General features: G+C 60.6%; 23 protein-coding genes and 2 pseudogenes. 10 read left to right on the top strand and 15 right to left on the bottom strand.

All coding sequences use genetic code 11. The features are described 5' to 3' along the window. Positions 1 to 107: 107 nt before the first annotated feature. Both ACFOJ9_RS05795 and ACFOJ9_RS05790 read left to right on the top strand, forming a co-directional pair. Positions 108 to 1,304: a tyrosine-type recombinase/integrase gene (locus ACFOJ9_RS05795; protein WP_378977538.1), complete on the top strand. Its 1,197-nt coding sequence runs from the start codon at positions 108 to 110 to the stop codon at positions 1,302 to 1,304. A 72-nt stretch (positions 1,305 to 1,376) separates the two neighbouring features. Continuing rightward, entirely contained in the window at positions 1,377 to 1,661 is a 285-nt protein-coding gene (locus ACFOJ9_RS05790) for a response regulator (RefSeq protein WP_378987587.1), read from the top strand. 65 nt (positions 1,662 to 1,726) lie between these two features. Here ACFOJ9_RS05790 and ACFOJ9_RS05785 read toward each other — a convergent pair. The 3 genes and pseudogenes from ACFOJ9_RS05785 to ACFOJ9_RS05775 all read right to left on the bottom strand — a co-directional run. Continuing rightward, a pseudogene (locus ACFOJ9_RS05785) lies at positions 1,727 to 2,326 on the bottom strand (dihydroxyacetone kinase subunit DhaK); the annotation flags it as partial. Between the two features lie 5 nt (positions 2,327 to 2,331). Further along, positions 2,332 to 3,591 (bottom strand): pyridoxal phosphate-dependent aminotransferase, encoded by a 1,260-nt coding sequence (locus tag ACFOJ9_RS05780; RefSeq protein ID WP_378977536.1) that lies wholly within the window; start codon positions 3,589 to 3,591, stop codon positions 2,332 to 2,334. 23 nt (positions 3,592 to 3,614) lie between these two features. Further along, complete coding sequence (locus ACFOJ9_RS05775; protein WP_378977534.1) at positions 3,615 to 4,514, bottom strand: dihydrodipicolinate synthase family protein; 900 nt, start codon at positions 4,512 to 4,514, stop codon at positions 3,615 to 3,617. Between the two features lie 203 nt (positions 4,515 to 4,717). Between ACFOJ9_RS05775 and ACFOJ9_RS05770 the strand changes: the two genes are divergently transcribed. Genes ACFOJ9_RS05770 through ACFOJ9_RS05750 form a run of 5 tightly spaced genes read left to right on the top strand, consistent with a single transcriptional unit; the run spans position 4,718 to position 8,608 of the window. Continuing rightward, positions 4,718 to 5,626 carry a substrate-binding periplasmic protein gene (locus tag ACFOJ9_RS05770; protein ID WP_378977532.1) on the top strand — a complete coding sequence of 303 codons (909 nt, stop codon included), beginning with the start codon at positions 4,718 to 4,720 and terminating at the stop codon, positions 5,624 to 5,626. A gap of 57 nt (positions 5,627 to 5,683) precedes the next feature. After that, entirely contained in the window at positions 5,684 to 6,415 is a 732-nt protein-coding gene (locus tag ACFOJ9_RS05765) for an amino acid ABC transporter ATP-binding protein (RefSeq protein ID WP_378977530.1), read from the top strand. An 8-nt stretch (positions 6,416 to 6,423) separates the two neighbouring features. Continuing rightward, positions 6,424 to 7,095, top strand: a complete 672-nt coding sequence (locus ACFOJ9_RS05760; protein ID WP_378977528.1) for an amino acid ABC transporter permease — start codon at positions 6,424 to 6,426, stop codon at positions 7,093 to 7,095. Further along, positions 7,092 to 7,760 (top strand): amino acid ABC transporter permease, encoded by a 669-nt coding sequence (locus tag ACFOJ9_RS05755; RefSeq protein WP_378977526.1) that lies wholly within the window; start codon positions 7,092 to 7,094, stop codon positions 7,758 to 7,760. The genes ACFOJ9_RS05760 and ACFOJ9_RS05755 overlap by 4 nt, the downstream gene beginning before the upstream one ends. Further along, a complete protein-coding gene (locus ACFOJ9_RS05750; protein WP_378977524.1) occupies positions 7,757 to 8,608 on the top strand; it encodes an IclR family transcriptional regulator in 852 nt (283 codons plus the stop codon). The genes ACFOJ9_RS05755 and ACFOJ9_RS05750 overlap by 4 nt, the downstream gene beginning before the upstream one ends. Positions 8,609 to 8,738: 130 nt before the next feature. Here the strand turns inward: ACFOJ9_RS05750 and ACFOJ9_RS05745 are convergent, their stop codons facing one another. The 8 genes and pseudogenes from ACFOJ9_RS05745 to ACFOJ9_RS05710 form a co-directional block, all read right to left on the bottom strand. Then, positions 8,739 to 9,182, bottom strand: coding sequence for a DUF3363 domain-containing protein (locus tag ACFOJ9_RS05745; protein WP_378977522.1), 444 nt, complete (start codon positions 9,180 to 9,182; stop codon positions 8,739 to 8,741). A gap of 115 nt (positions 9,183 to 9,297) precedes the next feature. Next, a pseudogene (locus ACFOJ9_RS05740) lies at positions 9,298 to 9,561 on the bottom strand (DUF3363 domain-containing protein); the annotation flags it as partial. Between the two features lie 261 nt (positions 9,562 to 9,822). Continuing rightward, complete coding sequence (locus ACFOJ9_RS05735; protein ID WP_378977520.1) at positions 9,823 to 10,173, bottom strand: hypothetical protein; 351 nt, start codon at positions 10,171 to 10,173, stop codon at positions 9,823 to 9,825. A gap of 574 nt (positions 10,174 to 10,747) precedes the next feature. Further along, entirely contained in the window at positions 10,748 to 11,473 is a 726-nt protein-coding gene (locus tag ACFOJ9_RS05730) for a ribonuclease activity regulator RraA (protein WP_378977518.1), read from the bottom strand. A gap of 13 nt (positions 11,474 to 11,486) precedes the next feature. Then, positions 11,487 to 13,223 carry an L-arabinonate dehydratase gene (gene araD, locus ACFOJ9_RS05725; RefSeq protein WP_378977516.1) on the bottom strand — a complete coding sequence of 579 codons (1,737 nt, stop codon included), beginning with the start codon at positions 13,221 to 13,223 and terminating at the stop codon, positions 11,487 to 11,489. Positions 13,224 to 13,262: 39 nt separating this feature from the next. Continuing rightward, on the bottom strand, positions 13,263 to 14,090 hold the full coding sequence (locus ACFOJ9_RS05720; RefSeq protein ID WP_378987584.1) for an ABC transporter permease: 828 nt from the start codon (positions 14,088 to 14,090) through the stop codon (positions 13,263 to 13,265). Positions 14,091 to 14,136: 46 nt separating this feature from the next. Next, positions 14,137 to 14,955, bottom strand: a complete 819-nt coding sequence (locus ACFOJ9_RS05715) for an ABC transporter ATP-binding protein (protein WP_378977514.1) — start codon at positions 14,953 to 14,955, stop codon at positions 14,137 to 14,139. A gap of 59 nt (positions 14,956 to 15,014) precedes the next feature. Continuing rightward, the gene (locus ACFOJ9_RS05710) at positions 15,015 to 16,019 is read right to left on the bottom strand and encodes an ABC transporter substrate-binding protein (protein WP_378977513.1); all 1,005 of its coding nucleotides are present in this window, start codon (positions 16,017 to 16,019) and stop codon (positions 15,015 to 15,017) included. A 139-nt stretch (positions 16,020 to 16,158) separates the two neighbouring features. Between ACFOJ9_RS05710 and ACFOJ9_RS05705 the strand changes: the two genes are divergently transcribed. Further along, positions 16,159 to 16,851 (top strand): GntR family transcriptional regulator, encoded by a 693-nt coding sequence (locus ACFOJ9_RS05705; protein WP_378977511.1) that lies wholly within the window; start codon positions 16,159 to 16,161, stop codon positions 16,849 to 16,851. 238 nt (positions 16,852 to 17,089) lie between these two features. Here ACFOJ9_RS05705 and ACFOJ9_RS05700 read toward each other — a convergent pair whose 3' ends face one another. Next, a complete protein-coding gene (locus ACFOJ9_RS05700; protein ID WP_378977509.1) occupies positions 17,090 to 17,353 on the bottom strand; it encodes a hypothetical protein in 264 nt (87 codons plus the stop codon). A gap of 108 nt (positions 17,354 to 17,461) precedes the next feature. Between ACFOJ9_RS05700 and ACFOJ9_RS05695 the strand changes: the two genes are divergently transcribed. Both ACFOJ9_RS05695 and ACFOJ9_RS05690 read left to right on the top strand, forming a co-directional pair. Continuing rightward, positions 17,462 to 17,803, top strand: coding sequence for a hypothetical protein (locus ACFOJ9_RS05695; protein WP_378977507.1), 342 nt, complete (start codon positions 17,462 to 17,464; stop codon positions 17,801 to 17,803). 201 nt (positions 17,804 to 18,004) lie between these two features. Then, positions 18,005 to 18,286: an HU family DNA-binding protein gene (locus ACFOJ9_RS05690; protein ID WP_378977505.1), complete on the top strand. Its 282-nt coding sequence runs from the start codon at positions 18,005 to 18,007 to the stop codon at positions 18,284 to 18,286. Positions 18,287 to 19,065: 779 nt separating this feature from the next. On the opposite strand, the gene ACFOJ9_RS05685 is transcribed toward ACFOJ9_RS05690, so the two are convergent. The 3 genes from ACFOJ9_RS05685 to ACFOJ9_RS05675 are packed head-to-tail and all read right to left on the bottom strand — an operon-like array spanning position 19,066 to position 21,258. Continuing rightward, a complete protein-coding gene (locus ACFOJ9_RS05685; protein WP_378977503.1) occupies positions 19,066 to 19,374 on the bottom strand; it encodes a MurR/RpiR family transcriptional regulator in 309 nt (102 codons plus the stop codon). A 22-nt stretch (positions 19,375 to 19,396) separates the two neighbouring features. Next, complete coding sequence (locus ACFOJ9_RS05680) at positions 19,397 to 20,419, bottom strand: Gfo/Idh/MocA family oxidoreductase (RefSeq protein WP_378977501.1); 1,023 nt, start codon at positions 20,417 to 20,419, stop codon at positions 19,397 to 19,399. 38 nt (positions 20,420 to 20,457) lie between these two features. After that, positions 20,458 to 21,258: a TIM barrel protein gene (locus tag ACFOJ9_RS05675; RefSeq protein WP_378977499.1), complete on the bottom strand. Its 801-nt coding sequence runs from the start codon at positions 21,256 to 21,258 to the stop codon at positions 20,458 to 20,460. Positions 21,259 to 21,274: the final 16 nt, after the last annotated feature.

The raw sequence follows: 21,274 nt of genomic DNA, 5'->3' as shown, positions 1-21,274 counted from the left end.
GGAGCACGGCAGCGACGAGAGGTCAATCCGCACATTAGCAAACGCTTGACGAGCTCTCTGGACTCTATTTCGGGATGGAAGCATTCTCCCGCTAGGGAGAGAGGGGCTTGGATAGATCACGACACGACAAACGCTCTGATCCGTGGCGAAAGCGCACGGGCGCCAGGCGCCGTCGCGCACTTCTTTTGGCCAGTGCGCCAAAGCGGCTTGTCTTCATAACGGTAGCAGCGACGGCGGCTTTGGTAACGCAGTTCGTCACGCATAACAGCGGATCGGTGCCAGAAATCAATCTGCAGAACTTGATCAAGCCAAGGCCGATAGCGATTGCTGGCGTAGCTTCTGTGATCGATGGCGATACAATTGAGGTGCACGGGCAACGCGTTCGCTTCAATGGGATCGACGCGCCGGAGAGTCACCAGTACTGCAACGACGCGAAGGGCTTTGAATATCCCTGCGGCAGGCGTTCCGCCGAAGCCTTGGACGGTTTTCTAGCTGCTTCTAGGCCGGTCCAATGCATCTTCGTCACATGGGACCGCTACGGCCGCTTTGTCGGCGACTGCCGGCGTGCCGATGGTGCCAGCGTCGCCGCCTGGATGGTCGAGCACGGCCAGGCGCTGGATTGGCCCCGCTACAGCCGCGGCGCCTACGCAGCGCAGCAGTCGAAGGCGGAGGCAGCGAAGATCGGTCTGTGGGTCGGAACGTTTGAGGCGCCTTGGGATTGGCGCGCGTCGCACGCAGATGGTGCAGCGCCGCCGTCGAGCCAGCGGCTTGGCATTGTCAGTCGCCCACTGGTCGCCCAGAGCGGCTATTCTTGCGACCCACGGCGGTACTGCTCGCAAATCGGGGCCGGGCTGCCGGTTCTAAACATGACGGACGATCTAAGTGTGGGCGAGCGTGGCACCTTCGTTTTTCCGGGCACGGTCGAGGGAAAGCCGCTGGTTGGCTTTCCTAAATACTGGAAGAAGGTTCTCAAGGGGACCACACTTGAGGGCATAACGCCTCACGTGCTCCGCCATAGCTTCGCGAGCATAGCCAACGACCTCGGTTTTACAGAAGCAACCGTTGCGTCTCTGCTCGGTCATTCGCGTGGCACGGTGACGAGCCGATACATCCATACTGTTGATACTGCGCTGATCATGGCGGCTGACACGATTGCAGGCTACATCAACGGACTTCTGGATGGGGTTCACTTTACGCGGACCTCATACGCCCTCGATCGCCCTGTCAGAGAGGCCGCCCTTTCGCGTCTCTTTTCTGAGGTCGTGGTTGACGAGGATGCTGTGGTCGAAGCACTCGCGGCATAGACGAGCGCCTCTTTACCAAATGGGACTGGCATCGACGCGACCCACGTCCCACTGGCAGACATGTGCTAGCACATTGCAATCGTTGACGACCATGCTGAGATTCGCGAACTGGTTGCGCGCTATCTCACCCAGCACGATTTCCGGGTCAGCGAAGGGGAAAGCGGCGCGGAACTAAGGCGCCGGCTCGTGCGTGATCCACCAGACCTGCTTGTCGTCGATATCATGATGCCAGGCGAGGAAGGGCTTTCACTCTGCCGCGCCATCCGCGCCGAACAGATCGTGCCGGTGATCTTCCTGACGGCAATGTCCGACGACACCGACCGGATTATCGGACTGGAGCTTGGCCCATTCTTATGAATAGGAGGATCCAGGGTGAACAGGAGGACCCAGGTTAGACGGGCACCTTGATTGCTCAGCGATGCGGCGGCAACGGTGCAGGCGCCCAGCGCGACCCCGATGGTGCCTATCCGCGCGGATGCCGACCGCGCGCGCTGCGCCACCTCGGCCAGTGAGAGTCCGGCCGCCGCGGCTGCTCCCGCGATCTTGTGTACGAGCACCGTGCCGGCGATGCCGCGGCGCCTTTCTGGCGCGACGATGCCTGCCAGGGCCACGTCATCGGCCACGACTGCGATCTCGACGGGAATACCCTCGGCGCGCGCGAGTTCCGCGGCAATTCCGAAGTTCAGCCGGTCTCCGGTGTAGTTCTTGATGATGAGCAGCGCGCCTGCGGGTCCGGCGGTCGCGCGGATCGCCGCCAGGACAGCATCGGAGCTGGGCGAGGTGAACACGTCCCCCGTCACCGCCGCGCTCAGCATGCCTGACCCGACATAGCCGGCATGGGCTGGCTCGTGCCCGGCGCCGCCGCCCGAGATCACGGCTACTGACCGCTCCGCTGCAGGCGGCAGGCCGGCGCGCAAGGCGACATTCTCGGTATCCAGCAGGGCCAGGTCCGGCGTCAGGTCGGCAAGACCCTCCAGCATCTCCCGTACAATGTTCCGGGGATCGTTGATCAGCTTCTTCATGATGTTCAGTCGACCTTCCTGAGGAAATCAACGAGGCGGTTGGCACCTTCCTGGATGAGTTCGGGATCGACCGCAAAGCAGACACGCAGATAGGCCTCGCCGCCCTGGCCGAAGGCCGAGCCGGGCGCCACGCCGACGCTCGCCTCACGCAGGATGCGCCGCGCCACGTCGTAGGCGCTGTTCATGCCATGGACGGAGAAGAAGAAGTAGAAAGTTCCCTCGGGCCAGAACACCCGCACGTTGGGCAGGCTGTCGAGCGCTGAGCAAATGATCGCTCGGCCCTTGGCCGAGCGCGCCACGAGCGCCTTGATGAAGTCGTCGCCCTGGTCGAGCGCGGCGACAGCGGCATGTTGGATGAATGTGGCAACGCTGGTCGTGTTGTACTGGCTGAGATTGTCGAAGATCGTGCTCATGCCCTGGGGATAGATGAGCCAGCCGATGCGCCAACCGGTCATGCACCAGTTCTTGGAGAAGGTGTTGGTGACGATCAGCCGGTCCGTGGGCGCGGCGAGTTCCAAGAAGGATGGCGCGATCGTGCCGTCATAGGTGAAATGGGCGTAGACCTCGTCGGACACGATCCAGATGCCGCGTGAACGCGCGAAATCCAGCACCTGCCTCATCTGCTCGCGCGGCATGATCCAGCCCGTGGGATTCGACGGCGAGTTGATCGCGATCACGCGGGTGCGCGGCGTGACGGCGGCGAAGAGGTCGTCGAGGTCCAGGCGAAAGCCCCCCTGTTCGGCGGTGCGGTAATTCACCGGCACCACTTTGCCACCGAGGATGCGGACAATCTCGACAAGGTTGGGCCACGCCGGCACCGGAACGATCACCTCGTCGCCGGGACTGAGCACCGCCTGGAAGGCCTGCATGATTGCCTGCACCCCGCCCGCGGTGACGCTGAAGCGGTCCGCCCCGACATCCACCTTCCAATGCCGCCTGTGATAGCGATCGAGCGCCTGGCGAAGGGCGGGCACGCCATGGGAGTAGGTGTATCGCGTCTGCCCCGCGGCCAGGGAAGCGACCGCCGCCTCGCGGATGAAGTCCGGCGTAGGAAGATCACCTTCGCCGATCCAGAGCTTGATCACATCCGGGTCCTCACGGGCGAGGTCGGCGATGTCGCAGATCTGGTTGAGTTCGATCCCGCTGATTCTGTCGGGGCTGCCTGCTACAGGCCACAGGGACGCATGCCAATCCATATATTCTGTTCCTCTGGGCGAGCCGCCCGCCTTCGTACGTTTGTCTGCAGCGATGGCGGGACGCTTCATGACGTCCCGCCATCGCTCACGGCTTAAGCGAGAAGCGCCTGCAACGCCTCATTGATACGGCCCTTCTGGCTGTCGCTGACCGGCGACATCGGCGCGCGCGGCAGGTGCAGAGCCAGTCCCTGCCGGTGCTGGCAGTATTTCACGCAGGCGGGGAGATTGTCGTGGGGCAGCGCGTCCCAAAGATCGGCCAGGCGATGGTGAAGATCGAGCGCAGCCTTGTGATCGCCGGTTCGGACAAGGTTCCAGAGCTTTGCGGTGACCGCCGGAACCGCCGAGGTCAAAGCGCTAATCGCACCGTGCACGCCAAGCGAGAATGCCGGATAAAGCAAGGCATCGGTGCCCGTAAGCACGACGTTTTCAGGTTTCAGGCGGTGGAGCAAGTCCGATACGAGCTTGAGATCGCCCGCGCTCTGTTTCATGCCGATGACGCCCGGAACCTCGTCCATGATGCGGAGCATCAGGTCTGAACTGAGATAGTTCCACGGAACCACGTTATAGATGATGATCGGGATGCCGGTTTCCTCCCAGATCGTGCGGAAATGCTGGACCGTGGCGTCCTCGTTGGGCTTGAAGAGGTAGTGCACGGGCGTGACCTGCATGGCCGCGATGTTCAAGCCCTTGAGCATGCGGGCACGTTCGATGGCGCTGCGCGTGCTGTTGATGATCAGCCCGGCCAGGAATGGGACACGGCCATCGATTGCGTCATGGACCGCCTTCATCGATGCGGTGAAGTCGACGTCGTTGAGCGTGTGGCCCTCGCCAGTGCTGCCTCCCGCCACCATGCCGTCGACACCCCGCTCGATCATGAAGTCGACTTGCTCGGCGATCGCGCCTGGGATCAAATTGCCGTCCGCGTCGAAGGGCATGGTGATAGGCGGGATGATGCCCGTGAGCTTCTGGCCGGAAACGGATTGTGAGGACATGTCATTCTCCAAGAAATTAGCGATTAAGCTGCATATCCCACAATACGGAATATGATGGCGTTACGACCTATTTAAAACCCATATAATTCGATTTCGTCAAGGGCTAGGCTTGCGCATTTCGGAAAAATGTGGATGCATGGCGATGTCAATTCCGCACTTGTTCCGATATGCGGGATAGTTAGCTTGATCAATGGGAGTGATCGATGAATTTCAAGAAACTTGTTCCGTTGGCGCTCGGATTGCTGGTGACAGCGGGCGCTGCCCGCGCCGAAGACGAGAGTCCGACGCTTGCGAAGATCCATGGCGACAAGAAGATCGTCATCATGAACGATTTATCCGCGGCGCCCTGGCAATTCCGCGATGCGAACGGGAATGCGGCGGGCTTCTCGATCGACCTCGATCGCATGATCGCCGCCAGGCTCGACGTCGACCTTGAACTGAGGAATGTCGAATGGGCCGGCCTTATTCCGGGGCTGCTCACGCGCAAGTCGGACATTCTTGCCACCAGCATGACGGTCACGCCGAAGCGCGCCGAGCAGATCCTGTTCACGAAAGAGAATTGGTACTCCACCGGCGTGGTGGCGATCGTGAGGCCGGACGGTCAGGCGGCCTCCTGGGAAGATCTGAACCAGCCGGGCAAGCGGATCGCGGTAAAGGCGGGCACCAGCGCGGTCGATATCGCCAAGCAGTTCTTCGCCAATGCCGAGATCCAGAGCTATCCGAACGACACTGACACCTACCAGGCGCTTAAGACCAATCGCGTCGATGCCGCGCTGAACGACTTGGCGGTGCTCGGGGTCGTGAGCCGCGAATATGGGTTCGTATCGCTGAAAAAGCCGCGCGAGCTGATCAGTTCCGACGAATGGGCTTTCGCCGTCCGCAAGGACGATGCCGGCGCGCAGAAATATCTCGACACTTTCCTCGCCGAGATCAAGGCCAACGGCAAGCTCGAAGCGCTGCGCGCCTATTGGGTTGACGGAGACGCCTGGAAGAAGGACTTCCTGGAGAAGAACAGCGGCGTGTCCGAGGAACGCAAGAAGCTGGTCGAACAGACGGGTATTTCCGCCTATGTGCCGGAAAGCGGCGACGGCAAGCGCACTACGCTGGAATAGCCACTTGCGACGCCGGACGCGCTTTCGCGTCCGGCTCCTCTTCACTCAGGTAAGCGAATGACCTTCTTCGAGGCGAGAAACGTAAACCTTCACTTCGGCAGTTTCCATGTGCTGCGCGATGTTTCGTTCGAGTTCGGCAAGGGAGACGTTTTGGTTGTGTGCGGCCCTTCCGGCTCGGGGAAAAGCACTTTGATCCGGAGCATCAACCGTCTCGCCAGTCCGCTCACCAGCGGCTCGATGTCGATCCAGGGATGCGATCTCATGAGCCTGCCCCGTCAGGATCTCTATCGCCGGATCGGAATGGTCTTCCAGCGCTTCAACCTCTTCCAGCACCTCACGGTCCTGGAGAACGTCGCGCTACCACAGCGAAGGGTGCTGGGGAGAAACAGGCGCGAGGCCGCCGACCGCGCCCGGGCGCTGCTCGATCGTGTCGGCCTGGCCGACAAGGCGGATACCTATCCCGTGCGACTTTCCGGTGGCCAGCAGCAGCGCGTCGCCATCTGCCGTACGCTCGCAATGGAGCCGGAGTTGCTGCTGTTCGACGAGCCGACTTCGGCACTCGATCCCGAAATGGTGGGAGAGGTGCTGCAGGTCATGCGCGGCTTGGCATCCGGCGGGATGACAATGATCGTGGTGACTCATGAGATGGGTTTCGCCCGCGAGCTTGGCACCGAGATACTCTTCATGGAACAGGGACAAGTCGTGGAGCGGGCTTCGCCTGTCGATTTCTTCGCCAGTCCCCGCGAGGCGCGCACCCGTGCCTTCCTCGACCAGATATTGCATCACTGAGGCCCGCGATGTTCACAACGGCCTATGACCTTTTCTGGCAATATCGGGACGTTTACCTGCGCGGACTGGCCAACGCCTTGACAGCCGCCGCCTTTGGCCTCGTGCTTTCTCTTTTTGTCGGTGTTCTGGCCGGTGTCGTCCGCTTCTCCTCGAGAGGCATCGCGGGACGCATCGTCGGAATCTATGTCTCAATCGTGCGCAATACGCCGATGCTCGTGCAAGTCTACTTCATCTATTTCGGGCTGCCGGCGATCGGCATCACCATGTCGGCGTTCGCCACCGGTGTCGTCGCACTCACGTTCAATTCGGGAGCCTACATCGCCGAGATCGCCCGTGGCGGGCTCGCCGCCATCCCCCAGGGACAGACGGAAGCGGCGATGGCGCTCGGTCTCAACCAGCGCGTACTGCTGGCCCGCGTCCTCGTTCCACAGGCCGCGCCGACCGTGCTGCCGGCGATCACCGGCCAATTCGTTCAGCTGATCAAGGATACCTCGCTGCTTTACACGATCGCGGTCCTGGAGATCACCAAGGCCGCCGACGACGTCGGCAACGAGACCTACCAATTCCTTGAGGCTTATCTGGCAAGTTGCGTGATCTACGTCGTCATTTGCGCCGTGCTCAATCTGCTTGTCGATCAGTACGAGCGTCGGGCCGGCTTCTCCAGGCATCGGAGGGTATGAGCGTGATGATCTTCTCGCTCGTCTACGACGCCGCCACCCTCATCCTTTCCGGGATGCCGATCGTCATCGTGCTTATCGTCTCGGCCTTCTTTCCCGCGCTCGCGCTGGGTGTCATGGGCGGTGTGATGGGCAGTTCCAGCTCCAGGGTGCTGCGCTTCATCGCGGCTATCTATGTCTATATTTTCCGTAGCGTCCCCTTCCTCATGTTCATCTTCCTTATTTACTACGGCCTGCCATATTACGACATAGACATCGGCCCGGTTTCGACCGCGATCATCGCGCTCGCCCTGAGCCACGGGGCCTACATGACCGAGATCGTCCGCGGCGGGTTACTGGGTTTCGACAAGGGCCAGAACGAGGCAGCGATCGCGCTCGGCTTCACCCTGACGCAGCGGCTGAGGGATATCGTGCTGCCGCCAACCCTGATGGCAATTATCCCCTCGCTTCTTGGCCAGGCGATCCTGATGGTAAAGGATACGTCGCTGGTCTCGGTCGTGGGAATCAGCGAACTGACGCGTCTGGGGCGAGAAGTCGTCATCAGGACCAACGAGCCTTTCGTGGTTTTCACGGTCGTCGCCGCGGCCTATTTCGTCCTATGCTTCGGTCTCGAACTGATGGCGCGGCGTCTCGAGACTCGGGTGCGCGGGATAATGTCGAGGCAATGAGCGATATGGAAAGGAAAACCATGGGCCAGGCCGAAGTCATTACGGCGGCTCGCGTTCCGTCCGCCGACGGACCTGATGAAGACGCCCGCGAGAGCCGGGACTCCGGAGCAAAGTCGCTCAGGAAGATGTCCGCCGTGCTGGACTGCTTCACAAGGCTTCATCCTGCCCTGACCGTGGGCGAGATCTCGGATGCCACGGGCATGCCCCGCACGACAGTCCATCGCATTGTTGCCTCCCTGAGAGAGGTCGGGATGCTCGATCAGGACGGCCGCCGCCAGAGCTACAGGCTCGGCCTGAAGATGTTTCATTACGGCAGCAGCGTGCTTGCCAGCCTAGACACGCCAAGACGGGCACATCCCCACATCGCCAAGCTGCAGCTCTTTACCGGCGAGGTGATCCATTTCCACATGTTCGACGGTAGCCAGATGGTTTGCGTGGAGCGGGAGGAGATGGGGAGCTCGCGGCTCACCACATTGACCACCATCGAGGGCGCCCCGACGTATTGCACCGGCGTTGGCAAGGCATTCCTCGCGTTCCAGGACGAGGCGCTGGTGCGTCGGATCGCGCAGGAAGAGGGTCTGAAGCGCTACACCCCCACTACGATCACCGATCTCGGCGAGCTCCTTGAAGAGCTCGCACTCATTCGGTCCCGCGGGTTCGCGATCGACAACGAGGAAAACCAGGTCGGTCTTCGCTGCATTGGCGCGCCCATCCGGGATGCGGCCGGCAGGGTTTTTGCTTCGGTCAGCGTATCGGGACCCGCGGAGCGTATGCCTGACATGCGCCTCGAAGGTCTTGCTCCGCTCGTCATTCAGACGGCGGACGACATCTCGAAAGCGCTGGCATGAAGCGCGGTCCAGTCGCGCCCCCTCGTGTTGTACATGCACGTTCCAACAACGGCATGGCGCAGAAGCGAATTGTAGAAACGCGCCAATAAACATGCGGATCACGCCGGTGTTTGCTGTTTGCGTACTCGTGTCACAGGCCTAAGCGTCGGTTCTTCCCAAGGCCCCAGTCGACGCTGCCATTTGTTTGTGCAATCCCCGAGACGTGTTTGCCAACGTGCATTTCTAGCGATGGAGACCATGGCACCAACTTGAACCCTAGCCCGTCATCGATCATGGCAAAACGGCCCAAGGCGAGCGTGAAACGCTTGCGATATACGCCAACGATCTGATCACCCGCCGTCGATTTCTGCGCCCGCAAGTTCAGCTCTGTCGAAAGCCTCTCGCCAAGGGCTTCAAGGTCCCGTTGCCGGAGTGTCGCAAGAAGGTTTCGGTCAAAGACGATCCGCTGGTCCTGACGCCTCGCAAGGCCCGCGTCCACGAGATGATCGGCTCGGTCGTCCATTGTCTTTCTGACTTGCGCGCCAAACCCGCCTTCCCCCAGTGGCTGGCTCGGATGCAACAAGTTGGCGATCAAGCCAGGTCGCCCCGCCGGCATGGATCTGGTCGATGATCGGAAGGTCGAGCGAAACGCGATCCCGCCCTTTCGCATCGGCATAGCTCCGAAGTTCGACGATGGAGCGCGGTGCTGAATCTCCGGTGGCGTCGATATCCTGGAATCTGATGTGATGCGTGCGTCCATCGATGCCGTCGACGATGGCGTAGGCCGATCCGCGAAGCTCATCATAGAGCCCGCGCTCCAGCAGGCGTCCGATAACCGGAAAGCCATTCTGCTCGCCGACAACCACGTAGTCGGCAGCACCTCGGTCGAGTCCGTGCTCGGCCAACTGCCACGATCTGGCCGAGTTTAATACCTTGCTATCCTCGCGGACGTACTTTCCTCCGACATAGCGCATGGTGGTTCGTTCGGTCATCTCGGTAAGCGCAAGGCCGATGGGCACGGATCCAATGTAGGTGATTGTCGGTCGATGTGGCGACCAGATACTCCGCGAGGAGTAGCGCCCATACTTCCTATCTTTCCTGGGCGCTTCACGCTCTTCTAGGCGGACACGACCCATTTTCTGATCGGGTGGCGCCCTCTTCGACCTTTCGCGATTTCCGGAAATGCCCCTCCACTCCGATCAGCATCGGGTGACGACCCGATCTGATGGTCTTGGTCATGGCCGCGCCATCTCGCTTTCGTCTGACGCGGTTTTGACAGGTACTGCGATGGGCTTGTCCCTCGACCAACTCAATTGATCGCCGGGAAGCGCCGTCGGCAGCTCGGGACGAGGCTTAGCCTTCCCAACCGCCTTTTTCTGCCAATAGCCCACTGGCGGACGCGGTACATTGAGTGCCTCACAAACACGTGCAAGGTAGGAGCCTGACACTCCGAATTTTTCAGCCAAATAGTTGATCGGTGTTGCCCAGACCTGCTCGTATAGGTCTTCTCGCGCGAACAGGACGCGATGTCCCTTTCTGTCAAAAGCAGTGTCGACCTCATTTGCAAGATCGAGCGCTCGAACCAAGAAGGCTTCCGAGGCGACAACGTCCGGCAGAAGGTACTTGTAAGGCCTCAGGAACTCGCGAAATCTCGAATGCTTCTGGGCGTGGGGCTTTTGGGATCATGTCGTTGGTTGCCATTAGAAATCCTATGCCCAGCCACCGAGCGACGAATGATCTCTGGCCCACTGCAAGCCAAGGACATCACGAGATAACTGTCGTCCTAGCAGCCCGTCCAGAGGCAAATTCGACGCATTGAAACGACAGGCCGCCGTCCCGGGCCATTGGCAGGGTGAGCCTTGCTTCGGAAATTATCTGTCGATGCCATCGACAGATTCACTCAACATGTCGATGAGATCCCGAGATGTCGACAGGACGATAAGCTTGGGGAAGGGCAGTAGCGCTGCAGCGCTACCATCATCAATCACACCAATCCCATGATCCGGTGCATGTTTGCGGTCGATAGCGCTTGCCAAAGATCAACTGACAACGAGGCCTCTCGTAGGCTGATCGCCAGTATCGCCACCCAACGTGCCGACGATACATGATCGGATTTTGCACGCCACAACCATTGCTGTGGCCATGCAAGGTATTACAAGCTCAACGTCCTCTTTCCGTACGCCAATCTTCGTACTTTTGCTGATATTCGTCCTTCGTGCGAGGGTAGAGGCCAATGATCGAATCTCCGCCCTTCAACTGCTCAAGCACGAAATCCTCGTAGCTTTCCATGCCCGTGCATTCTTCGGCAACTTCTTCCGCGAGATGGGCCGGAATGATCATCACGCCGTCGCGGTCGCCGACCACAACGTCGCCAGGGAATACCGCGACGTCGCCGCAGGCGATCGGCACGTTGATGTCAAGTGCTTCGTGGTGGGTGAGGTTGGTTGGGGCAGACGGCCTGGCGTAGAAAGCAGGCATGTCCAACGCCCCGATACCTTCGGCATCCCGAAAGCCGCCGTCGGTGACAATGCCGGCGGCCCCCCGAAGCGCAAGCCGTGTAATGAGTATCGAACCGGCGGTGGCGGCGCGGGCATCCTTACGCGCATCCATCACGAGGACTTGGCCAGGTGGGCACGATTCGATCGCGACGCGCTGCGGATGTTTGGGGTCTCGGAACACGGCAATCGAGTTGCGGTCTTCACGGGCCGGGATGTAGCGCAGGGTAAAGGCTTGGCCGACCATAGCCTCCGCCTTCGGCGCCACCGGCACGACGCCTTGGATGAACTGGTTGCGAAGGCCGCGCTTGAACAGCGCCGTGGCGATCGAAGCGGTCGAGATTTTCTTGAGCTTAGCGCGGGTCTCGTCGCCCAAGGTGTAGTCGCTCATCGTCGTTCCTTCCTCAATAGATATCCGGTTCGCCGGCTTTTTCGCCAAAGCCAGTTTCAAGAAAATCGAAGTCGCAGCCCTGGTCGGCCTGGGTCACATGGCGGGAGAACATCCAGCCGTAACCGCGCTGGAAGCGGGGGCCCGGCGTTTTCCATTCCAGTTTGCGGCGGGCAAGCTCGTGGTCGCTCACCAACATCTCGAGGCTGCGATTCGGCAGGTCGAGCCTTATCGTGTCGCCGGTCCTCAAGAGAGCGAGCGGGCCACCGACATAGCTTTCCGGCGAAATGTGCAGGACGCAGGCACCGTAGGATGTGCCCGACATACGTGCGTCGGAGATGCGCAGCATGTCGCGATGGCCTTGTCTGATCAGCGACTTGGGAATGGGCAACATACCCCATTCTGGAAAGCCCGGTCCACCAAGCGGGCCGGCATTGCGCAAAACCAGAACGTGGTCGGGCGTGACATCAAGATTTTCATCGTCGATCGCCTTCTTCATCTCTAAACAGCTGTCGAATACGAGCGCCGGGCCCTGATGCACATGGTATTTCGGATCGCACGCAGCCGGCTTGATGATGGCGCCGTCGGGGCAAAGATTGCCGCGCAGGACAGCGAGCGAGCCCTCGTGATAGACTGGATTGGAAAGCGGTCGGATGACGTCGTCGTTGTAAACCTGCGCGCCTGCAAGGTTCTGGCCCATGGTTTTGCCGGTCACGGTCATGGCGGACAGGTCGAGCCGGTCGCCGAGTTGCTTCATCAGCGCCCTGAGGCCGCCGGCGTAGAAGAAGTCCTCCATCAGGTAGTCCTTACCGGCGGGGCGGACATTTGCGATCAGCGGGGTCACGCGGCCGAGCGCATCGAGATCGTCGAGCGTCAGAGCGACGCCGGCGCGACGCGCCATGGCGATGAGGTGCACGACGGCATTGGTGGAGCAGCCGGTGGCCATGGCGACGATCGCAGCATTGCGGCAGGCTCCATCGGTCACAATCCGGTCCGGCGTCAATTCCTCCCAAACCATTTCCACGATCCGCCGCCCGCAGGCGGCCGACATCCGCTGATGGTTGGAATCCACCGCGGGGATCGACGAGGCGCCAGGGAGTGTCAAACCCATGGCATCGGCGATCGCGGTCATGGTCGAAGCCGTGCCCATCGTCATGCAGGTGCCGGCGGAGCGGGCGATGCCGCTCTGGACGCCTAGCCATTCCTCGTCGGGAATGTTGCCCGCACGGCGCTCGTCCCAGTATTTCCACGCATCGGAGCCGGAGCCGAGGATCTTTCCGGCATAATTGCCGCGCAGCATTGGGCCGGCAGGCAGGTAGATCATCGGGATTCCGGCGGACAATGCTCCCATCACAAGGCCAGGCGTGGTCTTGTCGCAGCCCCCCATCAGTACAACGCCGTCGAGCGGATGTGAGCGGATCATTTCCTCCGTCTCCATCGCCAACATGTTGCGGTAGAGCATGGAAGTCGGCTTGGTGAAGCTTTCGTCCACCGAAAGAGAAGGCATATGGACAGGAAAACCGCCCGCCTGTAAGACCCCGCGCTTCACGTCCTGCACGCGCTCCTTGAAATGGGCGTGGCAGGTGTTCATCTCTGACCAGGTATCGAGAATGCCGATGAAGGGTTTGCCGCGAAAGTCCTCCTCGGCATAACCGAGTTGCATCAAGCGCGAGCGATGGCCGAAACTGCGCAGGTCGTCCGGCGCGAACCAGCGCGCGCTTCTCAGCGTTTCGGACGTTTTTTTGTTTCGCATCGAGATTGCCCTAAATTGCGAGAGAAGGGAGCAACGCAGTTACTCCTTCATCCCCCATTTCTGGATGGTGTGGCGCTCTATCGTCTGAAAGACGAGGTTTTCGACTATTAGGCCGATGATGATCACTGTCAGCAGACCAGCAAAGACCGCCGGAATGTCCAGCAGGTTGCGGTTCTCAAAGATGAACCAGCCGAGGCCGCCCTGTCCGGATGACACCCCGAAGACGAGTTCGGCTGCGATCAGAGTACGCCAGGCGAAAGCCCAGCCGATTTTCAACCCTGTGAGGATGGAGGGGAACGCGGCCGGCACGAGTATGCGTAGCACGTAGGACATGCCGCTCAGCCCGTAATTGGCACCGACCATACGCAGCGTCCGCGACACACCGAGGAAGCCGGAGTGGGTGTTGAGCGCGACGGCCCACAGCACTGAGTGGACGAGCACGAAGACGAGGCTGGATGCGCCCAATCCGAACCAGATCAGCGCCAGCGGCAGAAGCGAAATGGCCGGCAACGGGTTGAACATCGCCGTCATCGTTTCGAGGAAATCGGTTCCGATGCGAGTGTTGATGGCAAGCACGGTTAAGAACGCGGCCAGCACCGTACCGAGGGCGTACCCCATGAACAGGATTTGCAATGTTGTCCAGATGCGAGCCGGCAGCGTGCCATCCTGGAATCGCTCGACCAACGTCACGAGGGTGTCACTGAGCGTGGGAAACAGGAGCGGATTGTCCAAAAAAGAGGCATAGACTTGCCAGATTGCCGCGAGCATCAGGATGAGCAGCGTCTTGCGCAGCGCCCCGATGCCCCAAAGCGTTTCGGCCAAGCTGAGCTTCTGCTCGACCGGCTTGACGTTCTCATACGGTTTCATCGCTTCGATGTCGGACGCGATGATGATGTTTGCGGAGAGCATTGCTCTATTCCTTGTGACCGAGCTCGGTTGAGAATAGCAGGTTGTGGATGTCGCGTTCGAGAACGGCGGCGCTGCCGTCTTCGTGACTCACCTTGTCGACATCGACGACCTCGGCCTTCACTCGGCCGGGATGCGGCGAGAGCAGCAGAATGCGGTTGGCAATCTTGATGGCTTCGGCGATCGAATGGGTGACGAAGATCACGGTGAACTTCGTGTCTTCCCAAAGCTGCAGCAACTCGTCCTGCATTTGCCGTCGGGTCAGTGCGTCGAGTGCCGCAAACGGCTCGTCCATCAGCAGGATATCCGGCTGCATGGCCATGCCACGGGCAATCGCCACGCGTTGCTTCATGCCGCCCGACAGCGTGTGTGGATAGCTGTCGATTGCGCGGGTCAGTTTTACCTTGTCGATATACTGGCGAGCCAGCGCCTCGGCTTCTGCCTTCGGCAGCTTGCGCGCCACCAGCAGCGGGAACATGACGTTTTCCAGCACCGTCTTCCACGGCATCAACTGATCGAATTCCTGGAACACCATCATGCGGTCCGGCCCGGGACGCTTTACCTGGCGGCCGTTGATGTGGATCGTACCTGCTGAGGGCATCATGTAGCCGCCAACAGACTTGAGCAGCGTGGACTTGCCGCAGCCGGATGGCCCCAGCAGGACGAAACGATCGGATTCGCGGACGTTGAAACTGACGTCGTCGGTGGCGGTGACAAGGAGGTTCGGCGTCTTGTAGCTGAGCGTCACGCGATCGACTGAAAGAAGGGGCGCCTTGTCGGATGCCGGCGCAGGGCGCTCGGCGGCAGCAACGGTTGCTTCCATCATGGGATCACTCCGTGAGAAAGGCAGCCGCGGCGTCGCCGCTGCGGCTGCCGGGACATCCATCAGTTGCCGTTCAGATAGACGCTGTCGGGCAGGTAATAGTCGGTCCAAGTCTTTGGCATGCTCTTGAGCGTGCCGATCTTGTAGAGGTGTTCGGCGAATTTCATCGTGCCTTGAGGATCGGTGCGCCATTCATCCATGCCGGGCTCCTTCAGCATGGCGAGGAGGTCGTCGAGACTGGTCTTGTCGCCGGAAACGGTTTTATAGGCTTCGAGAGCGGCTCGCGGGTCCTTCTTGATGAAGGCGACGGCCTCTTCGGTGGCGCTACGGAGCGCCTTGACAAGTTTTGGATTGGCTTCGGCAAAAGCGGTCGTGGTGAAGAAGGTGGCCTGGGTCAGCGCGCCGCCGATGATTTCGCGAGAGTCGGTGACACGATGGACACCCTGCCGCTTCAGCTCGACATATTGAAAGGGCGGGGCAGAGAAGTGGTTCTTCACCTCATGGTTTGGATTTGCGATTGCCGCGACAGCATCCGGATGACCAAGCTGGACTGTGTTAGCGTCGAACTTTCTCACTTGGTCGTCGCCGTACATCTTGGCAGCTGCTATCTGCAGCAGGATTGCCTGTGTAGACACCCCCACGGTGGGCACGGCGATCTTGTCGCTCGGCTGGATGTCTTTCAGCGTTTTCACGCGGGGGTCGTTGGAGACCATGATGACAGGCTGGGCCGAACTGGTGATGATGCCCTTCACTTTGCCGCGGGTGCGATCCCAAAGCAGAAGAAGGTTGCCGGTGCCGGTGTTGACCACATCGACATTGCCGGCAAGCAGCGCGTCTGTTTGGGCGCCGCCGCCGCTAAAGGTCCGCCATTCAACGGTGACGCCCTCGAGCCCCTCCTTGGCGGCGTCCTTCTCGATGAGCTTCTGCGTCTCCATCACATGGCTAGCCAGATAGAGAATGCCGGGCTGCCGGGTGATCGAGATGTTGGTCTTCTCTTGCGCATGACTCGGCCACGCAAGGCCCAGAGCAATGGCAAGTGCGGTCATCCCGCTGATGAACAGACGCATGGTTACCTCCCAATGGTTCGGGCACGCCGGCCCGGTTCCGCTTACTCCCAAAGCGATGATGCACTAAAGCACTAAAACATTAGTGCATCAACTCAAAATTTGTGGTTTAGTGATTTGGCAACAGAGGGATGGAAGATACATGAGTGAAATGATCAGGAGCGGACAGCTGGATCGCTCCAGGCAAGTTGCGATCCAAGTGCACGAAATCCTGAGGGAAAGGATCATCAAGGTGCAGCTCGTGCCGGGCACGGTTCTATCGCGCGGCGCTCTGCAGCTGGAATTCGGAGTGAGCCAGACCCCGGTGCGTGACGCCCTGATGCGGCTGCAGGAGGAGGGCATCGTCGAGGTTTATCCCCAATATGCGACGGTGGTAGCGAAGATCGACATTGACCACGCCAAGCAAGCCCAGTTCCTGCGGCTGTCGATTGAACTGGAAGCGGTGCGGCGGCTATCCGAGCAAGCGCCGACGGAAACGGCAGCGGAACTTCGCGAGATTCTTGCCCGGCAGAAGGCAGTCGCGTCGCGGGAAACTTATGACATTTTCGACCGCATCGATCATGATTTCCATCGAAGGATCTATGAAAAGATGGACATTTTGCAACTCTGGGCGAACGTCCGGCGTCAGAGCGTGCACCTCGATCGGCTGCGTCGTCTCAACCTGCCCATGCCGGGCAAGATGCAGACCGTGCTGGCCGACCACGAGGCGATAGTCGAAGCAATCGCATCAGGCAATCCGGATGCCGCCACCGCTGCGATCAGAAAACACCTCTCAGGCACACTGTCGATTATTGATCTGATCAGAGCAGAATTTCCCGACTACATCCGGAAATAAGGCTTCCGAATCAGTTCCTTTTACCCATAGCGCACAAGGCGAGACCGCGCGTTCCGACCAGATTGTCGTTTCCCGAACTGCCATTGCTTCTTCGGCTGTCGGGGTCGAACTTTGCCGCGCCCATGCGGCTCGATCGATGATGGACAGTCGGCAGGATTTTCTGGAGCAGCGCAGGGGAAATTCCCGGCCCCTTATAAGCGCAGATATCCCCTTCCCATTCTCCCGGCAGGCCAGCCGCCTACGTATCTTCAGGGCTGCGGAGTCGAGCTACGAGGAACCAGTGTTCGGTGACACGGATCCCTACAAGCTCCAGCTCGAAGCTTTCGCTGCCGCAGTTCTCGAAGAGCGGCCAGTTGATCCGGATGCGCGAGACGGCCTCAAGGCGTTGGAGATCGTCGAAATGGTCAATTCGCTTACGGCTCAGCAGGAGCTCAACCACCTGAAAAGCGCGTAGACGCTCCATGGCAAGAAAATTGAAACCTGTAGCCGTGATCGGGAACATCCAAGCCGACCTCGTCCTGCGGCCGGTGACAATGCTGCCTCCACCGGGGAAGAAGGATTTGTCGATCAGGTCAGCTTCCGGCCCGGCGGCAGCGGCGGAGTGGCCCGCATGGTTCTGGCAGCAGCCGGAGCCCACGTTCGCGTTTTTGGTACGCTCGGCTGCGATCCCATTGGAAGCGTGATCCGCTCGATGCTTGCAGACGCTGGAGTTCGCACGTCGGATATCCGGGAGGCCGATCTGCCGACAAGCATAACGGTTGCCCTAGAAGCCGCCGAACGCGAACGAATGCTTCCTGACGTCGCGCGGGCACATGGACATGTTTTCGAGAGACGATCTGGCCGACGAGGCGCTTACCGCGCCGATCACTTTGCTGACTGGGTACTTCACAACACCGGCGATGCAAGCGGATGGCCGAATGATCCTGCTGCGGTCACGCCTCACGCACGGTGAGGCATTGCTGGGAAAGGGTCGCTTCCACGCCGGGCGTCTGATGCCGAGGTGATGCGCTGCGTGACTTTCGCGAGAGGAGTGGTGGAAATTCCCAGCTCGAGCGTTGATTTGCACCGGATTCCGCTCCTTGACGCGATGACAGTGTGGAATTGCCTGTGCCATAAGGCCAATCGTTGAACCAACTCAGAAGGGATGGAAACGATGGCTGTAAACACGATCGATATTGCCGAACGCCTTGCAGACGCGCACGGCCTGTCGAAAACCCAAGCGAAATCCGTGGTCGAGGATGTATTGAAGGGCATTGCGGAAGCCGCTGCCAAGGGCGAGGAAATCAGCCTCAATGGCTTCGGCAAGTTCAAGGTCCAGAACAAGCCAGCACGTGATGGCCGCAATCCGTCGACTGGCGCCGCGATCAAGATCGCTGCATCGAAGAAGATCGTCTTCCAGCCGGCAAAGGCTCTCAAGGACTCGGTGAACGGCTGATCATCTAATGACGATACATCTCGTCTGATGGTAACGCGCTGTCCTGTTGGGCGATGGTGTCTCAGGGCCGAAGACACGATTTGCGCATCTGCGGCTTTGGGATTTCAAGCTGAGATCTCACGCGTCGTCCCAATGGGATGGTGTGGCGGCGCCGCGGAAAGAAACATTCGCTGCAACCGCTATCTCACGGCTTGTTGGCAATCGGACACGGGTAGACGGCTATCTTGTATCTGGTCGCTCTTCGCGCCGACGACCGTCGGCGCTCTAAGAAAGAACGGCGTATAAACCGCAGTCCTGCGCGCGTCTGCGACAGCGGATGATTGTCGCGCGTTGGACGGAGGAAATTCGCCCCCGCCGCGGGCGGTGAACGGGACAGCCGTAGGAGCGTCAGCATAGCGCCGGCCGCAGGACGGGACGCGGGACCGACTGTACCCGTCCGCGGTGGTCCGCATATGTTGCAGCCGAGTGAAATGCCGATCAGCCGGCATCGCCGGTCATGCTGCTTTCTGCCGGCTTTTGCCCAGTGCGATCGATACCGAGCCAAGCCCCTCGTCAGCTTGAGGACTGCGCCGAACAAGGAACATATTTCTCCATGTCAAAGCAACGTGCCTATTGCGGCAGCGCCTGAAGGTTCCGTCGACTGAAAACCAGCCAACCCAAACCGCATGCCAGCACGAAATTCATAAGCGCTAAGCCGGAAAGTGCCGCTAAAGCTCGGCCACTATTCTGGGCCACCGCTTAGAGTCAAGAAGCGGCAAGCGATCTGTCAGGCAGCTGCTCTACGACGAGGACTTTCGTCCCGACGCCCATTTATTCCGCCGCCGCAGCTCGTCGCGAAAGATGCGCCTCGCCTCTTTCAGGTTTCGATTGCCGAGGAGCCTGGCGAATCGAGCGACTGTCGTCTTCGAGACGCCTGTTTGCGCAGCGATCTTGTTCGCACTCTCAAAGGCCAGGAGCTCAGGATGCGCGAAGGCGGCCGCCGCCAACTTCTTGACTTGCGGCGGGAGAACGATCTCGCGACCAGCGACCCATCTCTTCAGGTCTGCAAAACTCGCCGCCCGATTGGTGCCATCTTCCGAAACGGACATGTCCCCACCTTCGCGCCATCCATCAGACTTCGCTCATCGACACGGTGCGCCGCTCTTCCACCGACTTGATGCATGCAAGAGCGATCGCAAGCGCGACGCGAGCATCCTGACCGGTCGGCCCCTTGACCACGCCGCTGCGAACCGCGCCAACAAAAGCGGCGAGCTGCGCGGTGTAGCCATGCACGAAATGATCGGTGTCGCGCCGCCAGGTGTCGCTTGAGACGCCGTTCTTGTCGAACAGGGTCATGCTCGAGCGGCGCACGTCGCCCATGGTGATCATGCCGCCAGAGCCGAAGACTTCGCCGCGAATGTCGTAGCCGTACATGGCGGAGAAATTAGCTTCCGCGACAGCAATCGAACCATTGTCGAAACGGATGGTGACGACAGCGGTGTCGTGGAAACCCCTGTCCTTGAAGTCGGGGCGCACGAGCGCATCGGCTAATGCCGTCACCTCCACGGGCCGGGCTTCAGGATTGAGCCAGACAAGCGTGTCGAAGTCGTGGATCAGCGTCTCGTAGAAGATCGTCCAGCGCGGCGTCTTTTCCGGACTGCCGCCATAGGGGCCTGGGTCGCGGGTCAGCGACCGGATCAACTGCGGCGTTCCCACCTTGCCCGCATCGATCGCGGCGCGCCCTTCGGCGAAAGCCTGGTCCCAGCGGCGGTTGAAGCCGACTTGCAGCGGCACCCCGGCGCTGGACGCGGCGGCGATCACGCGATCGGCCTCTTCGAGGGTCAGCGCCATGGGCTTTTCGCAGAACACGGCCTTGCCGGCCTCGGCCGCCTGAACGGCAAGGCTGGCATGGAAGCGCGCCGGCGATGCAATGATGACGGCCTCGACCGCCGGGTCAGAGAGCACCGCCGAGACGTCGGTCACGGCGGTTGGGACCTCCAGCTTTGCGGCGAGCGCCTCCGCCGCGCCCTTGGCCGGGTCGGCGATCGCGACCAGGTTTGCGTCGACAAGCCGACGCACGACGGATTCGGCGTGAAAGGAACCGATGCGGCCAGCCCCGATCAGGGCGACGTTCACAGGGCGTTGGGCAGGCATTTGATGCTCCGAAATTTGATCGATGAAAAAGTGGCTGGCTAGACGGTGAAAGCCTGGCGGAAGCGACTGAGCGCGAGCTCGTCGTCGCCCGACGGCCAGGCTTCCATGCCGATGACGCCACGATAGCCCATCGCGTCGAGGGCGCGGGCGATGGCCGGGTAGTTGATTTCTCCGGTACCGGGCTCTGTGCGGCCGGGAACATCGGCCACTTGGATCTCGCCGATATGGGGAAGCGCCAGGCGGCAGAGCTCGATCAGATTCCCTTCGCCGATCTGTGCGTGATAGAGGTCGAGGTTGAGCTTGAGCGACGGCCGGTTGATGGACGAGACCAGCGCGATCGTATCGGCGGCCCTGGCGAACGGCGTTTTCGGGTGGTCGACGGCCTCATTGAGGTTTTCGAGGACGAAGGTCACGCCTTCCTGCTCGCCAAGGTCGGCGATGCGCTTGAGTGTGTCGCGGGCCTTGAGCCACATCGCACCGGTCACGACTTCTGATTTGACGATCGGAAGGCCTTGCCCGTCGAGCCCGGTGCCGTGCAGGTTGAGCCGTGGGCAGTTCAACTCCTTGGCGACTGGGATCGAGAGTTTCGCCGTCCTGATCAGCTCGTCCGCGCCGGCGTCATCGGCAAGCGTCCCCGTGACATAGCCGGTCATCGAGGAAAACGAGGTGCCGGACTTGGCCAGCGCGGCGATGTCGTGCTTCGTCCAGTCCCAGATTTCGGCGACGAAGCCGAGTTCGGTGATCCGCTTGAGTCGGTCGAGAATGGGCAGCGAGCGGAACACCATTTCCGCGCAAACCGCGAGCGTAAAGGGTCCCGAGGTTTCAAGGGCCGTGGTCATGATCAATATCCTGGTT

The sequence above is a fragment of the Mesorhizobium cantuariense genome (assembly GCF_042647205.1).
GTDB lineage: Bacteria > Pseudomonadota > Alphaproteobacteria > Rhizobiales > Rhizobiaceae > Mesorhizobium > Mesorhizobium cantuariense.
The sequence above is the reverse complement of the archived record's forward strand: the minus strand, read 5'-3'. Positions and strand labels throughout refer to the sequence as shown.

Excerpts from the sequence above, each read along its gene's own strand:
- ACFOJ9_RS05780 (WP_378977536.1), bottom strand. The coding sequence starts at position 3,591 with ATGAAGCGTCCCGCCATCGCTGCAGACAAACGTACGAAGGCGGGCGGC.
- ACFOJ9_RS05775 (WP_378977534.1), bottom strand. The coding sequence starts at position 4,514 with ATGTCCTCACAATCCGTTTCCGGCCAGAAGCTCACGGGCATCATCCCG.
- ACFOJ9_RS05770 (WP_378977532.1), top strand. The coding sequence starts at position 4,718 with ATGAATTTCAAGAAACTTGTTCCGTTGGCGCTCGGATTGCTGGTGACA.
- ACFOJ9_RS05765 (WP_378977530.1), top strand. The coding sequence starts at position 5,684 with ATGACCTTCTTCGAGGCGAGAAACGTAAACCTTCACTTCGGCAGTTTC.
- ACFOJ9_RS05760 (WP_378977528.1), top strand. The coding sequence starts at position 6,424 with ATGTTCACAACGGCCTATGACCTTTTCTGGCAATATCGGGACGTTTAC.
- ACFOJ9_RS05755 (WP_378977526.1), top strand. The coding sequence starts at position 7,092 with ATGAGCGTGATGATCTTCTCGCTCGTCTACGACGCCGCCACCCTCATC.
- ACFOJ9_RS05750 (WP_378977524.1), top strand. The coding sequence starts at position 7,757 with ATGAGCGATATGGAAAGGAAAACCATGGGCCAGGCCGAAGTCATTACG.
- ACFOJ9_RS05730 (WP_378977518.1), bottom strand. The coding sequence starts at position 11,473 with ATGAGCGACTACACCTTGGGCGACGAGACCCGCGCTAAGCTCAAGAAA.
- araD (WP_378977516.1), bottom strand. The coding sequence starts at position 13,223 with ATGCGAAACAAAAAAACGTCCGAAACGCTGAGAAGCGCGCGCTGGTTC.
- ACFOJ9_RS05720 (WP_378987584.1), bottom strand. The coding sequence starts at position 14,090 with ATGAAACCGTATGAGAACGTCAAGCCGGTCGAGCAGAAGCTCAGCTTG.
- ACFOJ9_RS05715 (WP_378977514.1), bottom strand. The coding sequence starts at position 14,955 with ATGATGGAAGCAACCGTTGCTGCCGCCGAGCGCCCTGCGCCGGCATCC.
- ACFOJ9_RS05710 (WP_378977513.1), bottom strand. The coding sequence starts at position 16,019 with ATGCGTCTGTTCATCAGCGGGATGACCGCACTTGCCATTGCTCTGGGC.
- ACFOJ9_RS05705 (WP_378977511.1), top strand. The coding sequence starts at position 16,159 with ATGAGTGAAATGATCAGGAGCGGACAGCTGGATCGCTCCAGGCAAGTT.
- ACFOJ9_RS05700 (WP_378977509.1), bottom strand. The coding sequence starts at position 17,353 with ATGTTCCCGATCACGGCTACAGGTTTCAATTTTCTTGCCATGGAGCGT.
- ACFOJ9_RS05695 (WP_378977507.1), top strand. The coding sequence starts at position 17,462 with ATGGTTCTGGCAGCAGCCGGAGCCCACGTTCGCGTTTTTGGTACGCTC.
- ACFOJ9_RS05690 (WP_378977505.1), top strand. The coding sequence starts at position 18,005 with ATGGCTGTAAACACGATCGATATTGCCGAACGCCTTGCAGACGCGCAC.
- ACFOJ9_RS05685 (WP_378977503.1), bottom strand. The coding sequence starts at position 19,374 with ATGTCCGTTTCGGAAGATGGCACCAATCGGGCGGCGAGTTTTGCAGAC.
- ACFOJ9_RS05680 (WP_378977501.1), bottom strand. The coding sequence starts at position 20,419 with ATGCCTGCCCAACGCCCTGTGAACGTCGCCCTGATCGGGGCTGGCCGC.
- ACFOJ9_RS05675 (WP_378977499.1), bottom strand. The coding sequence starts at position 21,258 with ATGACCACGGCCCTTGAAACCTCGGGACCCTTTACGCTCGCGGTTTGC.